This is a genomic window from Amycolatopsis thailandensis, from assembly GCF_042723255.1.
Classification (GTDB): Bacteria; Actinomycetota; Actinomycetes; order Mycobacteriales; family Pseudonocardiaceae; genus Amycolatopsis; species Amycolatopsis thailandensis.
On the sequence record NZ_JBHXJK010000174.1, the window covers coordinates 1 to 14,254 of the forward strand.

At 67.7% G+C, this 14,254-nt stretch carries 16 protein-coding genes; 15 read left to right on the forward strand and 1 reads right to left on the reverse strand.

The genetic code is table 11. The annotated features are described in order from the left end of the window. The first annotated feature begins 104 nt into the window (after nt 1-104). From ACFWMR_RS38630 to ACFWMR_RS38695, 14 genes are all read left to right on the forward strand, one after another. Nucleotides 105-755, forward strand: coding sequence for an L-threonylcarbamoyladenylate synthase (locus ACFWMR_RS38630; protein WP_039915173.1), 651 nt, complete (start codon nt 105-107; stop codon nt 753-755). 73 nt (nt 756-828) lie between these two features. Beyond that, complete coding sequence (locus ACFWMR_RS38635) at nt 829-1,980, forward strand: glycosyltransferase family 4 protein (protein WP_093938099.1); 1,152 nt, start codon at nt 829-831, stop codon at nt 1,978-1,980. Nucleotides 1,981-2,059: 79 nt separating this feature from the next. Then, complete coding sequence (locus tag ACFWMR_RS38640) at nt 2,060-2,515, forward strand: hypothetical protein (protein WP_093938098.1); 456 nt, start codon at nt 2,060-2,062, stop codon at nt 2,513-2,515. Nucleotides 2,516-2,894: 379 nt separating this feature from the next. Beyond that, nucleotides 2,895-3,692 carry a F0F1 ATP synthase subunit A gene (atpB, locus tag ACFWMR_RS38645; RefSeq protein WP_093938097.1) on the forward strand — a complete coding sequence of 266 codons (798 nt, stop codon included), beginning with the start codon at nt 2,895-2,897 and terminating at the stop codon, nt 3,690-3,692. Between the two features lie 61 nt (nt 3,693-3,753). Further along, nucleotides 3,754-4,008 (forward strand): ATP synthase C chain, encoded by a 255-nt coding sequence (locus ACFWMR_RS38650; protein WP_005150354.1) that lies wholly within the window; start codon nt 3,754-3,756, stop codon nt 4,006-4,008. A 33-nt stretch (nt 4,009-4,041) separates the two neighbouring features. Continuing rightward, nucleotides 4,042-4,599 carry a F0F1 ATP synthase subunit B gene (locus ACFWMR_RS38655; RefSeq protein ID WP_093938096.1) on the forward strand — a complete coding sequence of 186 codons (558 nt, stop codon included), beginning with the start codon at nt 4,042-4,044 and terminating at the stop codon, nt 4,597-4,599. Between the two features lie 6 nt (nt 4,600-4,605). Beyond that, complete coding sequence (locus tag ACFWMR_RS38660; protein WP_093938095.1) at nt 4,606-5,427, forward strand: F0F1 ATP synthase subunit delta; 822 nt, start codon at nt 4,606-4,608, stop codon at nt 5,425-5,427. 54 nt (nt 5,428-5,481) lie between these two features. Next, complete coding sequence (atpA, locus tag ACFWMR_RS38665) at nt 5,482-7,119, forward strand: F0F1 ATP synthase subunit alpha (RefSeq protein ID WP_093938094.1); 1,638 nt, start codon at nt 5,482-5,484, stop codon at nt 7,117-7,119. An 11-nt stretch (nt 7,120-7,130) separates the two neighbouring features. Further along, a complete protein-coding gene (locus tag ACFWMR_RS38670; RefSeq protein WP_093938093.1) occupies nt 7,131-8,069 on the forward strand; it encodes a F0F1 ATP synthase subunit gamma in 939 nt (312 codons plus the stop codon). Beyond that, nucleotides 8,069-9,496 (forward strand): F0F1 ATP synthase subunit beta, encoded by a 1,428-nt coding sequence (gene atpD / locus ACFWMR_RS38675; protein ID WP_093938092.1) that lies wholly within the window; start codon nt 8,069-8,071, stop codon nt 9,494-9,496. The genes ACFWMR_RS38670 and atpD overlap by 1 nt, the downstream gene beginning before the upstream one ends. Nucleotides 9,497-9,610: 114 nt before the next feature. Next, nucleotides 9,611-9,976 carry a F0F1 ATP synthase subunit epsilon gene (locus ACFWMR_RS38680; RefSeq protein WP_093938091.1) on the forward strand — a complete coding sequence of 122 codons (366 nt, stop codon included), beginning with the start codon at nt 9,611-9,613 and terminating at the stop codon, nt 9,974-9,976. 25 nt (nt 9,977-10,001) lie between these two features. Continuing rightward, a complete protein-coding gene (locus ACFWMR_RS38685; RefSeq protein WP_093938090.1) occupies nt 10,002-10,436 on the forward strand; it encodes a DUF2550 domain-containing protein in 435 nt (144 codons plus the stop codon). 165 nt (nt 10,437-10,601) lie between these two features. Further along, nucleotides 10,602-11,837, forward strand: coding sequence for a 3-phosphoshikimate 1-carboxyvinyltransferase (gene aroA / locus ACFWMR_RS38690; RefSeq protein WP_378381992.1), 1,236 nt, complete (start codon nt 10,602-10,604; stop codon nt 11,835-11,837). Nucleotides 11,838-12,089: 252 nt separating this feature from the next. Further along, nucleotides 12,090-12,242: a hypothetical protein gene (locus ACFWMR_RS38695; RefSeq protein ID WP_005150324.1), complete on the forward strand. Its 153-nt coding sequence runs from the start codon at nt 12,090-12,092 to the stop codon at nt 12,240-12,242. A 66-nt stretch (nt 12,243-12,308) separates the two neighbouring features. Here the strand turns inward: ACFWMR_RS38695 and ACFWMR_RS38700 are convergent, their stop codons facing one another. Continuing rightward, nucleotides 12,309-12,881 (reverse strand): cob(I)yrinic acid a,c-diamide adenosyltransferase, encoded by a 573-nt coding sequence (locus ACFWMR_RS38700; RefSeq protein WP_093938088.1) that lies wholly within the window; start codon nt 12,879-12,881, stop codon nt 12,309-12,311. 61 nt (nt 12,882-12,942) lie between these two features. Here ACFWMR_RS38700 and murA point away from each other — a divergent pair, with 61 nt between their 5' ends. After that, complete coding sequence (gene murA / locus ACFWMR_RS38705) at nt 12,943-14,217, forward strand: UDP-N-acetylglucosamine 1-carboxyvinyltransferase (protein WP_378381993.1); 1,275 nt, start codon at nt 12,943-12,945, stop codon at nt 14,215-14,217. Nucleotides 14,218-14,254: the final 37 nt, after the last annotated feature.

Consider the following 14,254-nt stretch of genomic DNA (forward strand, 5'->3'; position numbering starts at 1 on the left):
GATCGCCGTCGAGCGCCGGTCCGTGAAGGCCTCCTTGAGGGACTGTGGGTCCCTCAAGGAGGCCTTCACGGACTTGTCAACCGGCAGGACTACGCTCATCTGCCATGAGCGCGGTGTACGACTGCAGCAAGCACGAATCCCGGGCCGACGGGCTCGCCGCGGCGGCGAGCGCGGTGCGCTCCAGCCGACTCGTGGTCCTCCCGACCGACACGGTCTACGGCATCGGCGCGGACGCCTTCGACGGCGGCGCCGTCCAGTCCCTCCTGCGGGCCAAGAACCGCGGCCCGGACATGCCGGTGGGCGTCCTGGTCGGCTCCTGGTCCACTGTGGACGGGCTCGTGCTCGGCACGCCGCCGCAGGCCCGCGCGCTCATCGAGGCCTTCTGGCCCGGCGACCTCTCGATCATCCTGCCGCACGCCCCGAGCCTCCAGTGGGACCTGGGCCAGTCACGCGGGACGGTGATGCTGCGCATGCCGCTGCACCCGGTCGCGCTGGAACTGCTGCGCGACGTCGGGCCGATGGCGGTGTCCAGCGCGAACGTGTCCGGCCGTCCGCCCGCCACCACCGCGCAGGAAGCGGTCGACCAGCTCGGCGACAGCGTCGCGGTGTACCTCGACGGCGGGTCGTCCGGCGAGCCCGTCCCGTCCACGATGGTCGATCTCACCGGCGACGACCCGGTCGTCCTGCGCGAGGGCGCGGTCAGCCGTGCCGCGGTCGCGGAAGTACTGGGAGTGCCCGCGGAGTCACTCGCCTAGGACCCTCGGCCGCCGTATCCCCCTAGCGCGGTAGCGTGTTCGAGTGACTTGGACCTCGGCGGCGTAACGGATCATGCCTCCCACGCAAGGTCTCCCGATCCGGGAGTACATCCTCGTCGCCCTCACCGCGGCGGCCGTTACCTTCCTGCTCACCGGCGTGGTGCGCCGGGTGGCCATCCGGATCGGCGCGATCGCCAACCCGCGGGCGCGCGACGTCCACGTCACCCCGATCCCGCGCATGGGTGGCATCGGCATCTTCCTCGGCGTCGCCGCCGCGATGGGGCTCGCGCACCAGCTGCCCGCGCTCAGCCGCGGCTTCGACTTCTCCTTCGACTCGCTGGGCGTCCTGCTCGCCGCCGGGGTCATCTCCCTGATCGGCGCGCTCGACGACCGGTTCGAGCTCGACGCGTGGACCAAACTGGCCGGCCAGGTCATGTGCGCCGGGATCCTGGTGATCTTCGGTGTGCAGTGGGTGTCGTTCTGGGTGCCGTGGGGCGGCGGTGGCGACTCCTTCGGCCAAGTGCTGGTGCTGGACAAGAACCAGGGCGCGCTGCTGACCGTCGTGCTGGTGGTCGTCATGGTCAACGCGATGAACTTCGTCGACGGCCTCGACGGGCTCGCCGGCGGTCTCGGGTTCATCGCCGCCGCGGCGACCTGCTCGTTCTCCCTCGGCCTGCTCGACTCGTCCGGTGGTGACGTCGGCGCGTACCCGCCCGCCCTCATCGCCGCCACGCTCGCCGGGGCCTGTCTGGGCTTCCTGCCCTACAACTTCCAGCCCGCGAAGATCTTCATGGGCGACTCGGGCTCGATGATGATCGGCCTCATGCTGGCGGGCGCGACGACGTCCGCCTCGGGCCGCGTGCCGTATCCGCAGTTCAGCGGCAAGGACGCGCTCGCGCTGCTCTCGCCGCTCGTCGTGGTGGCCGCGGTGCTGTTCGTACCGCTGCTGGACCTGATCATGGCGGTCGTCCGCCGCACCCGGCGCGGCGAGAGCCCGTTCGCCGCGGACAAGATGCACCTGCACCACCGCCTGCTGGAGATCGGGCACTCCCAGCGCCGCGCGGTGCTGCTCATCTACTTGTGGGCGGGCCTGCTCGCGTTCGGCGCCGTGTCGGTGACGTTGTTCGACGACGCCGCGGTCTTCTGGATTGTCGGATTCGGCTTCCTGCTGGCGACTCTGGTGTCGGTCATCCCGCGGCTGCGGTCGCGGAACCGGACCGCCTGAACGGCAGAACTCAGACTGCGTGAACGACGCGATCCGCACGCGCCTACACTGGCAGGCTGAGACGACCAGGGAGTTTTCTGTGAGCGAGACCGAGAAGACCGTCGAGGCGGAGGAAAACCCCCACGCCGCGGTGGTTCTGCAAGCGGCCAACGCGATGATGAAGGCCTCCCTGAAGCTGGTTCCGCCGGCGGTGCTGATCTGCATCGTGGTGTTCACCATCCTCAAAGGACAGCCGGGGCTGCTCGGCTCGGTCATCGGCGGCGTGCTCGCCCTCGGTTCCGCCGTCGCGACGCTGGGCCTCATGCGCTTCAGCGCGGGGATGGACCCGATGTTCGTGATGGTGATCGCTCTCGGTGGTTACGTGCTGAAGCTCGTCCTCCTTTTCGTGGCGCTGAGCGTGCTTCGCGGCGTGGACTCGATCCACCCGATGGCCTTGGGCGTCACCATGATCGTCGCGATTCTCGTGGCCGCCGCGGTGGAGTTCGCGGCCTTCCGCAAGACCAAGATCCCGACGATCATCCCCGCTTCCCGCTGATTTCGGGACCCAGGTCCTGACCTGGGGCGGGACCTAGGTCCTCGGCCGATCAGGGGCAATGTAGTACGCCTGTACGGCCCGTCGGATCCTGCTGATATGGTCCGCGTATGGGCGGCGGCCTCGGCTGCCGGCTCCTGATGACGAACCCCGAACAGCAGTGTGGCGACGGTGTTGAATCGTCCCTCGTTACCCGCTGGTAGGCGTCTGTCTCCCGGGAGCACTGCATCGAGAATCCTCGTGTGCGGAACGTGAAACCGTGTTCAGCACATCGTGGGGTGGCCGCCTCCGACGGCCCGATACGTGTCGGGTACGTTAAGTCCAGATCGTGACGATTCCCCCGGCGGAGTGAACGCCGGCCGGGAGAACCGGAAGGAGCCCAGTGGGCGCGCTGGTACTAGCCGAGGGTGCGGAGTTCGCGCCGCCCGGTGTCAAAGACTTCAACCTGCCGCCGTTGTTCGGTTCCGGCTATTGGTTGAGCTTCACCAAGCCGATGCTGCTGGTGGTCATCTCCCTGATCATCCTCGTCACCTACTTCATGGTGTCTTCGCGCCGGCTGAAGGTCGTCCCGGGTAAGGGACAGTTCATCGCCGAGTCGATTTACAACTTCGGCCGCAACAACATCGCGCGGGAGCAGATCGGCTCGGCCGACTTCAAGCCGTTCATCCCGCTGATCCTGGGGCTGTTCAGCTTCGTGCTGGTGAACAACCTCTTCGGGATCATCCCGTTCTTCCAGTTCCCCACCATGGCGCGAATCGGCTTCCCGGTCGCTCTCGCGTTCCTTGTCGTTTACCCGGTGTACCACTACGTCGGGTTCAAGCGCCACGGCTTCAAGGGTTACCTGAAAAAGGAACTGGCTCCGGCGGGCATTCCCGGATTCGTGCTGCCGCTGTACTCGACCATCGAGTTCGCGCAGAAGTTCTTCATCGCCCCGGCCACGCTGGCCATCCGGGTGTTCGCCGCGATGTTCGCCGGTCACCTCATCATCATGGTCTTCACGCTCGGTGGCAGCTTCCTGCTGACCGAGGGCGAAGGACTCGTGAAGGTCGCGTCGCCGGTGGCGTTCCTGTTCGCCATCGCGATGACCTTCCTGGAGGCATTCATCCAGGTCCTGCAGGCATTCATTTTCGCACTGCTGTCCGCAGGTTACATCGGCGCCGCGCTGGCGTCGGAGCACTGAGAGAACACCAAAGCCCCCGATCCGCGTGAGTCGCGCGGACCGAGTTTGAAGGGAAACGCACGTGAGCAACATCGTTCTTGCGCAGCAGGCTGCCGAGGCCGTCAGCATCAACAAGGGTCTCGCCGCCATCGGTTACGGCCTCGGCGCGATCGGCCCCGGTATCGGTGTGGGTCTCATCTTCGCCGCCGTCATCAACGGCACCGCCCGTCAGCCGGAGGCCCAGGGCAAGCTGCAGAGCATCGCCTTCTCGACCTTCGTTCTGACCGAGGTTCTGGCGCTGATCGGTATCGTCATTTACTTCCTCGCCTCCGCCTAGGGCTGAGTTCCGCTCATCGCTTAAGGAGACGTTGTGCTGAAGACCGAATTGGTGTTGGCCTCCGAAGAGGTGCCCAACCCGATCGTGCCGCACATTCCCGAGCTCATCCTCGGTTTCGTCGCCTTCCTTCTGCTGCTGTTCGTTCTGAAGAAGTACGTCGTCCCGCGTTTCGAGGCGACCTACGAGGAGCGGACCAAGCTGATCGAGGGTGGCATCGAGCGGGCCGAGAAGGCGCAGGCCGAAGCCGAAGAAAACCTTGCGCAGTACAAGGCGCAGCTGGCGGAAGCCCGTTCCGAGGCCGCGAAGATCCGCGACGACGCCCGGCTCGAAGCCGAGCAGATCAAGGCGGAGCTGCGGGCCGAGGCGGAGTCCGAGTCCCAGCGCATCGTCGCCCAGGGCCAGGCTCAGCTGCAGGCCCAGAAGGCGCAGATCATCGCCGAGCTGCGCGCCGAACTCGGCCGTAACTCCATCGAGCTGGCCAGCCGCATCGTCGGCGAGTCGCTCGCGGACGACGCGCGCCGTCACGGCACCGTGGACCGGTTCCTTGCCGAGCTGGAGACCGCGGGTGCCTCCAACGGAGCGGGAAAGTAGACCAGAATGACGCTGCATGCTGCGAGCCGTGAAGCGCTCGACCTCGCCGAGAATCGTCTCGGCGAGGTTCTGGCCGCCGCGGGTACTGACCCGGCGACGGTCGGCGACGAGCTGCTTTCGGTCGTCGCCCTGCTGGACCGGGAGATCGGCCTGCGCCGGGCCGTCGCCGACGGTTCGTCCTCGTCCGAAGCCCGGATCGGCCTCGCCCGCGGGATCCTCGCGGGCAAGGTTTCCGAACCGGCCCTGCAGGTGCTCGACACCGTGGCGGGCAGCCGCTGGTCGAGCCCGCGTGAACTGACCGACGGGCTCGAGGCCCTCGGCCGCTCGGCGCTGCTCACCAGTGCGGAGAAGTCCGGGAACATCGACGCTGTCGAAGACCAGCTGTTCCGGGTCACCCGTATCGTTGCGGGCGCCCCGGAGCTCGAACGGGCACTGTCCGACCTGGCCGCCCCCGCCGAGGCGAAGCGGACACTGGTCCGCAACCTGTTCGCCGACAAGGTGGACGTGGTCACCGAGACCCTCGTCGAGCAGGTCGTCCTGCGCGCCAAGGGCCGCGGGGTCGCGAACGCCCTCGAGCGGCTGGTCCAGCTGGCCGCGGAACGCCGTGAACGCTCGGTCGCCCAGGTGACCAGCGCGAGCGCGCTGTCCGACGAGCAGCAGGCTCGGCTGAGCGAGAAGCTCAACGCCCTTTACGGGCGGCAGCTCGCGCTGCACGTCGAGGTCGACCCCAAGCTCGGCGGCGGACTCGTGGTCCGCGTCGGCGACGAGGTCATCGACGGCAGCACCGCGGGGCGCATCGACGCCCTGCGTCGCCGGCTGGCTAGCTGACCCCCTAACAACGACTTTGCACACTGGCACGAACGAAGCGAGAGCGGGATTGAAATGGCGGAGCTGACGATCTCCTCGGATGAGATCCGTAGCGCGATCGAGAACTACGTCTCGAGTTACGCCCCGGACGTGAGCCGGGAAGAGGTCGGCGTCGTCGTCGACGCCGGTGACGGTATCGCCCACATCGAGGGTCTTCCCTCGGCGATGGCCAACGAGCTGCTCGAGTTCCCCGGCGGGGTCCTCGGTGTCGCGCTGAACCTGGATGCGCGCTCCATCGGTGCCGCGATCCTCGGTGACTTCGAGACCGTCGTCGAAGGCCAGCAGGTCAAGCGGACCGGCCAGGTCCTGTCGGTTCCGGTCGGCGAGGGCTACCTCGGCCGCGTCGTGAACCCGCTGGGCGCCCCGATCGACGGCCTCGGCGAGATCGAGACCACCGAGCGTCGTCCGCTGGAGGTCAAGGCCGCTTCGGTGGTCGAGCGCCAGCCGGTGGCCGAGCCGCTCCAGACCGGTATCACCGCGATCGACGCGATGACCCCGATCGGCCGCGGCCAGCGCCAGCTGATCATCGGTGACCGCAAGACCGGTAAGACGGCCGTCGCGGTGGACACGATCATCAACCAGAAGGCCAACTGGGAGACCGGCGACCCGAAGAAGCAGGTTCGCTGCATCTACGTCGCGGTCGGCCAGAAGGGCTCCACGATCGCCGCGGTGAAGAAGTCCCTCGAGGACGCCGGCGCGATGGAGTACACCACCATCGTCGCGGCCCCCGCGTCGGACTCCGCCGGCTTCAAGTGGATCGCGCCGTACACCGGCTCGGCCATCGGCCAGCACTGGATGTACGAGGGCAAGCACGTCCTCATCGTGTTCGACGACCTGACCAAGCAGGCCGACGCCTACCGCGCGATCTCGCTGCTGCTGCGTCGCCCGCCGGGCCGTGAAGCCTTCCCCGGCGACGTCTTCTACTTGCACTCCCGCCTCCTCGAGCGTTGCGCCAAGCTCTCGGACGAGCTGGGCGCGGGCTCGCTGACCGGTCTCCCGATCATCGAGACCAAGGCGAACGACGTGTCGGCCTACATCCCGACCAACGTCATCTCGATCACCGACGGTCAGTGCTTCTTCCAGTCGGACCTGTTCAACGCCGGTCAGCGCCCGGCCATCGACGTGGGTATCTCGGTTTCCCGCGTGGGTGGTGCCGCGCAGGTCAAGGCGATGAAGGACGTTTCGGGTTCGCTCCGTATCGACCTGTCGCAGTACCGCGAGCTGGAGGCCTTCGCGGCCTTCGCCTCGGACCTCGACGACGCGTCGAAGGCGCAGCTCGAGCGTGGTGCCCGCCTGTACGAGGTGCTCAAGCAGCCGCAGTACTCCCCGATCCCGGTCGAGGAGCAGGTCGTCACGGTGTACCTCGGCACGAACGGTCACTTCGACACGGTCCCGACCGAGGACGTGCGTCGCTTCCGCGACGAGTTCGTCGACTCCGCGCGTCGCAAGCACGGAGAGCTCCTCAAGGACATCCGCGAGTCGGGCAAGTTCTCCAAGGAGACCGCTTCCGGGCTGGTCGACGCGGTGAACGAGTTCAAGAAGGAGTTCACCACCTCCGAGGGCAAGAGCCTGGTCGAGGTCTCCGACGCGATGGACGCCGAGAAGGTCGGGCAGGAGACCGTCAAGGTCAACAAGCCCGCGCCGAAGAAGTGAGCTGGTAGTCCATGGCCGCACAACTCCGAGAACTCCGGTCGCGTATCAAGGCGACCAAGTCCATCGGCAAGATCACCAAGGCGATGGAGCTCATCGCGACCGCGCGCATCACCAAGGCGCGGGCGAAGGTCGCGGCGTCCCGGCCCTACTCCGACGAGATCACGAACGTGCTCTCGGCCCTGGCCGGCGCCTCGGCCAACCTCGACCACCCGCTGCTGGTCGAGCGCGCCAACCCGAAGCGCGCGGCGGTCCTCGTGATCACCAGCGACAAGGGTCAGTGCGGTGGGTACAACTCCAACGTGCTGAAGGCGACCGAGGAGCTCCTCGCGCTGCTGCGCGAGCAGGGCAAGGAGCCGGTGCTGTACGTGACCGGCAACAAGGGCCTGAGCTACTACCGGTTCCGCGGCCGCGACGTGACCGAAGGCTGGACGGGTTTCTCCGACCAGCCCGGTTACGTCAACGCCTCGGCCGCCGGTGAACTCCTCGTCGAGTCGTTCCTGAACGGCGCCGACGACGAGGCGGGCAACGCCGACGGCATCCTGGGTGTCGACGAGATCCACGTCGTCTACACCGAGTTCGTCTCGATGCTCACCCAGCGTCCGACAGCCAAGCGTGTCGCGCCGCTCGAGGTCGAGTACACCGAGGACGGCGAGGAGAAGCCCGAAAGCCTGCTCCCGAGCTACGAGTTCGAGCCCAGTGCCGAAAAGCTGCTCTCCGCGCTGCTGCCGAAGTACATCAACACGCGGATCTTCGCGGCGATGCTCGAGTCGGCCGCGTCCGAACTCGCTGCCCGCCGTACCGCGATGAAGGCGGCGTCGGACAACGCGAACGAGCTGGTGAACACGCTGACGCGGGAGGCGAACCAGGCCCGCCAGGCGCAGATCACCCAGGAGATCTCCGAAATCGTCGGTGGCGCGAACGCGCTGACCGCAGCAGGAAGTGATGACTGATGACCAGTACTGAAACCCCGCGTGCCAAGGGGCGCATCGTCTCGGTGACCGGCCCGGTCGTCGACGTCGAATTCCCGCGCGGTGCCGTTCCCGACCAGTTCAACGCGCTCAAGGTCGAAATCGAGTTCGAGCAGCTGCGCAAGACGGTGACCCTCGAGGTCGCCAGCCACCTCGGTGACAACCTCGTCCGCACCATTTCGCTCCAGCCGCAGGACGGCCTGGTGCGTGGTGCCGAGGTGACCGACACCGGCGGCCCCATCACGGTGCCGGTCGGCGACAAGGTCAAGGGCCACGTCTACAACGCGCTCGGCGAGTGCCTCGACGAGCCCGGCTACGGCGAGGACCTCGAGCGCTGGGGCATCCACCGCAACCCGCCTTCCTTCGACCAGCTCGAAGGCAAGACGAAGATGCTGGAGACCGGCCTCAAGGTCGTCGACCTGCTGACCCCGTACGTCGAGGGTGGCAAGATCGGCCTGTTCGGCGGTGCCGGCGTCGGCAAGACGGTGCTCATCAAGGAGATGATCACCCGTGTCGCCCGGAACTTCGGTGGTACCTCGGTGTTCGCCGGTGTCGGCGAGCGCACCCGTGAGGGCAACGACCTCTTCCTGGAGATGTCCGAGGACGGCGTCATCAACGACACCGCCCTCGTCTTCGGCCAGATGGACGAGCCGCCGGGCACCCGTATGCGGGTCGCGCTGTCCGCGCTGACCATGGCGGAGTACTTCCGCGATGTGCAGAACCAGGACGTGCTGCTCTTCATCGACAACATCTTCCGGTTCACCCAGGCCGGTTCCGAGGTGTCGACCCTGCTGGGCCGCATGCCTTCGGCCGTGGGTTACCAGCCGACGCTGGCCGACGAGATGGGTCAGCTCCAGGAGCGGATCACCTCGACCCGTGGTCGTTCGATCACCTCGATGCAGGCGATCTACGTCCCCGCGGACGACTACACCGACCCGGCCCCGGCGACGACGTTCGCCCACCTGGACGCCACCACGGAGCTTTCGCGTGGCGTGTTCCAGAAGGGCATCTTCCCGGCGGTGGACCCGCTGGCGTCGACGTCGACCATTCTCGACCCGGCCATCGTCGGTGAGGACCACTACCGCGTGGCCTCCGAGGTCATCCGGATCCTGCAGAAGTACAAGGAACTGCAGGACATCATCGCGATCCTCGGTATGGACGAGCTGTCGGAAGAGGACAAGCTGACCGTTCAGCGCGCGCGCCGCATCGAGCGGTTCCTGTCGCAGAACATGCTGGTCGCCGAGGCGTTCACGCAGATCCCGGGCTCGACCGTGCCGCTGTCGGAGACCATCGAGTCCTTCGACCGCATCACCAAGGGCGACTTCGACCACTACCCGGAGCAGGCGTTCCTGGGTATCGGTGGCCTCGAAGACCTCGAGAAGAAGTACAAGGAAATCACCAAGAAGTGATGTTCCGATGAGCGGCGGGATCAGTGTCTACTGTGGACGCTGGTCCCGTCGTTCGCATACAGGGAACCTTGACTATTACACTCGGTGCCAGCACCTGAGGTGAAGGGAAGCTACGTGGCTGAGATTTCTGTCGAGCTGGTAGCCGTCGAGCGCCGTCTCTGGTCCGGTACCGCCACGTTCGTGGTGGCTCAGACCACCGAGGGCGAGATCGGCATCATGGCCGGTCACGAGCCGGTTCTCGGCCAGCTCGTCGAGGGTGGCGTCGTGAAGGTGACGACCACGGACGGCGAGACCGTGTGTGCCGCGGTGCACGGCGGGTTCCTGTCGGTCACCGCGACCGGCGTGAGCATCCTCGCCGAGAGCGCCGAGCTCTCGGACGAGATCGACGTCGAGGCGGCCAAGAAGGCGCTCGGCGGCGAAGACGAGCAAGAGCGGGCTAGGGCGACCGCCCAGCTTCGCGCGGCCGGTCAGTCGGTCTGACCGGGCGACGGGCAGGGGCCGGGCCGTGGAAATCGCAGTGGGAGTTCTCGGGGCCCTGACCGTCCTGGCCGTCGTCGTGGCCTGGTATTCGCTGCGATGGGTCCGGATGCGCCGCGGTGGTGGCGTGAGCGTCGCGCTGCGGTGGCGTCCGGACGAGGCGCGGTCCAGCTGGCATCTGGGGCTGGGCCGCTACGAGGGCGACGAGTTCGTCTGGTTCCGGGTGTGGAGCCTGCGGACCGGCCCGGACCGGGTCTTCCAGCGGGAGAGCATGGAGATCGCGGACCGGCGCGACCCCTCCGGCACGGAGGCGTACGCCGTCCCCGAAGGTTCGATCGTCCTGCGGTGTGAGTCCGCCACGCAGGAGGCGATCGAGATCGCGATGGGCCCCGGTGCCCTCACCGGCTTTCTTTCCTGGCTCGAATCCGCTCCTCCGGGGCGTCGCCTCCCGCGCGCTTCCTGAGTCCCGTCTTCAAGCACGCGTGTCCCGTCTTCAAACACACGAGTTCCGTCTTCAAACACGCGTGTTCGCCGTTCGAGCACACACCAGGCGATCGAGATCGCGATGGGCCCGACGCCCTCACCGGCTTTCTTAATCGGTTCCGCGGGCACGTCGTATGCTCACGCCGTGACCACCGTCGACATCCCCGGTTCGAAGTCGATCACCGCCCGAGGCCTGTTCCTCGCGGCCGCCGCCCACGGCACGACCGTGTTGAGCAGGCCGCTGCGTTCGGACGACTCCGAGGGCTTCGCCGAAGGCCTCCTCAAGCTCGGCTATCAGGTGTCCCGTTCCGATGCGGAGTGGACCATCTCCGGCAGGCCCGAAGGCCCCGCCGCCGACAGCGCCGACGTCTTCTGCCGCGACGGTGCCACCACCGCGCGCTTCCTGCCCGCCCTGGCCGCCGCCGGGCACGGGACCTTCCGCTTCGACGCGTCCGAGCAGATGCGCGCCCGGCCGCTGGGGCCGCTCACCGACGCGCTGCTCGAACTGGGCGTCGACCTCACTTTCGAAGGCTCGCCGGGGCACCATCCGCTGGTGGTGCGGGCCGCCGGCATCAAGGGTGGCGAGCTGACGCTCGACGCGGGGCTCTCCTCGCAGTTCCTGACCGCGTTGCTGCTGGTCGGGCCGCTGACCGCCGAGGGATTGCGGATCACCGTCACCGACCTCGTTTCGGTGCCCTACGTCGAGATCACCATCGCGATGATGCGGCGCTTCGGCGTCGAGGTCGTCCGGGACGGCGACACGTTCGTCGTGCCGCCCACGCCGTACCGGGCGTGCCGCTACGAGATCGAGCCCGACGCGTCGACGTCGAGCTACTTCTTCGCGGCGGCGGCCCTGACCGGGCGCTCGGTGACCGTGCCGGGCCTGGGTGAAGGCGCCCTGCAAGGGGACTTGGCCTTCGTCGAGGTCCTGCGGCAGATGGGCGCGGACGTCGAGGTGGGCTCGGACGCCGTCACCGTGACCGGTACGGGCGGGCTGCGCGGCGTCACCGTGAACATGCGCGACATCTCCGACACCGTGCCGACGCTCGCGGCCATCGCGCCGTTCGCGGACGGGCCGGTGCGGATCGAAGACGTGTACAACACCCGGATCAAGGAATGCGACCGGCTCGCCGCGTGCGAGGAGAACCTGCGCGCGATGGGCGTCCAGGTCGAGACGGGGCGGGATTGGATCGAGATCCGGCCAGGGGTGCCCACGGGGGCCCTGGTGAAGTGCCGGCGCGATCACCGGATCGCGATGGCGTTCAGCGTCGCCGGGTTGCGTACGCCGGGGATCACGCTGGACGACCCGGGTTGCGTGAAGAAGACCTTCCCCGGTTTCCACGACGCCCTGGCATCCCTGCGGAGCTCCTGGGGCCTCTGACGCGTTTCGTCCTCTGGTTGCGGCCGCGGTTGAGCGGCGGCGGCGTGGCCGGGAGGTCGTGAAGGCCTCCTTTCCTACCTTGAAGGTAGTGAAGGGGGCCTTCACGGAAAGCGTTGTCGCGCCGAGGGCGAGCGCACCGGCCGGTCCGGGAGTCGATCCGAACTTCGACTGGGGACCGGAAGCGAACATGAGATCTTCACCGAACGGCATTTCTACCCGGCTTCGGACGTGATCCGCGTCTATTCTCGCTCCATGACTCAGAGCGAGGACACGAACCGCTGGAGCCACCTTCCCGAGTCCGTGTCCCTGGAGGACACGATCACGATGAAGGCGATCGACCCGGGCAAGGACGGCACGCCCGACGTCGACCTCGAGCGTTATTGGGCGGCACAGGAACAGGGCTGAACCCGGCCCCCTCACACGATCCGGCACCGGGATGCGATCTCGCGACCCGGTGCCGAGTCGCGTCGGTCAGCTCGCGCCGCCGGGCTGCCACAGGATGTCGCCGTCCGGGTTCGCCAGACGCGACAGGATGAACAGCAGGTCCGAAAGCCGGTTCAGGTACTTGATCGCCAGCTGGTTGGTCGCGGCCTGCTCGGCCTCGAACAGTGCCCAGCCGGAACGCTCCGCCCGCCGCGCGACCGTGCGGGCCTGGTGCAGGAACGCCGCCCCGGGGGTGCCTCCCGGCAGGATGAACGACGTCAGCTTCGGCACGCGCTCGTTGAACTCGTCGCACCAGCCTTCCAGCCGCTCGATGTACCGCTCGGTGATCCGCAGCGGCTCGTACGGCGGGTTTTCCACGATCGGCGCGCACAGATCCGCGCCGACGTCGAAAAGATCGTTCTGCACGCCACGCAGCACCTGCGCGATTTCCTCGGACAGACCGCCCATCGCGAGCGCGAGCCCGATGACGGAGTTGGCTTCGTCGACGTCGGCGTACGCGGACAGCCGCGGCGACGTCTTCGGCACGCGGGACCCGTCGCCGAGCGCCGTGGTGCCGTTGTCGCCGACCTTCGTGTACACGCGGTTGATGCGAACGACCATGAAGCCGACTCTACCGGCCCGGCGTAAGGCAAATCCGGGCGAGAGGGCATGATTGGCGCCCATGAGCGAGCACTTCGACGTGCACGGCGGAGCACGGCTGGTCGGCGAGGTCGACGTGGTCGGGGCGAAGAACAGCGTCCTGAAACTGATGGCCGCGGCACTGCTGGCCGAGGGCACGACGACGATCACGAACTGCCCCCAGATCCTGGACGTCCCGCTGATGGGCGACGTCCTGCGCAGCGTCGGCTGCGACGTCGTCATCGACGGCGACACCGCCAAGATCACCACTCCGGCCGAGCTTTCGCACCGGGCCGATTCGGCCGCGATGGGCAAGCTGCGCGCGTCGGTGTGCGTGCTGGGTCCCCTGGTCGGACGGCTCAAGCAGGCCGTCGTGGCGCTGCCGGGCGGCGACGCCATCGGCTCCCGGCCGCTGGACATGCACCAGAACGGCCTGCGCAAGCTGGGCGCGACCAGCACCATCGAGCACGGCTGCGTCGTGGCGAAGGCCGACGGCCTGCGCGGCGCGCAGATCTGGCTGGACTTCCCGAGCGTCGGCGCCACCGAGAACATCCTGATGGCCGCCGTGCTCGCCGAGGGCACCACGGTCATCGACAACGCCGCGCGCGAGCCCGAGATCGTCGACATCTGCACGATGCTGACCGAGATGGGCGCGAAGGTGGAGGGCGCGGGCACCTCGACCCTCACCGTCGAGGGCGTCGAGAAGCTGAACCCCACCGAGCACCGCGTGATCGGCGACCGGATCGTCGGCGCGACCTGGGCGTTCGCCGCCGCGATGACCCGGGGCGACCTGACCGTCCGCGGCGTCAACCCGCATTACCTCGACCTCGTCCTCGACAAGCTCCGCCTGGCTGGCGCCGAGGTCGAGACGTTCGACGACAAGGGCTTCCGCATCGTCCAGAACGAGCGCCCCAAGGCGGTCGACTGGGTGACGCTGCCGTACCCGGGCTTCGCGACCGACTTGCAGCCGTTCGCGGTGGCGCTGTCGGCGGTGTCCGAAGGCACCTCGATGATCACGGAGAACATCTACGAGGCCCGGTTCCGGTTCATCGAGGAGATGATGCGGCTTTCCGGCGACGCGCGGACCGACGGGCACCACGCCGTCGTCCGCGGTGTCGAGAAGCTGTCGAGCGCTCCGGTGTGGGCCGCGGACATCCGCGCCGGCGCGGGGCTGGTGCTGGCCGGGCTGTGCGCGGACGGCGTCACCGAGGTCTGGGACGTCTTCCACATCGACCGCGGCTACCCGCATTTCGTGGAGAACCTGAACCGGCTCGGCGCCCGGATCGAGCGCGTCGCGGGCGAACCCGAACGGGCCTGACGGCCTATTGCTTGCAGTACATGAAGGCCCCCTTCCT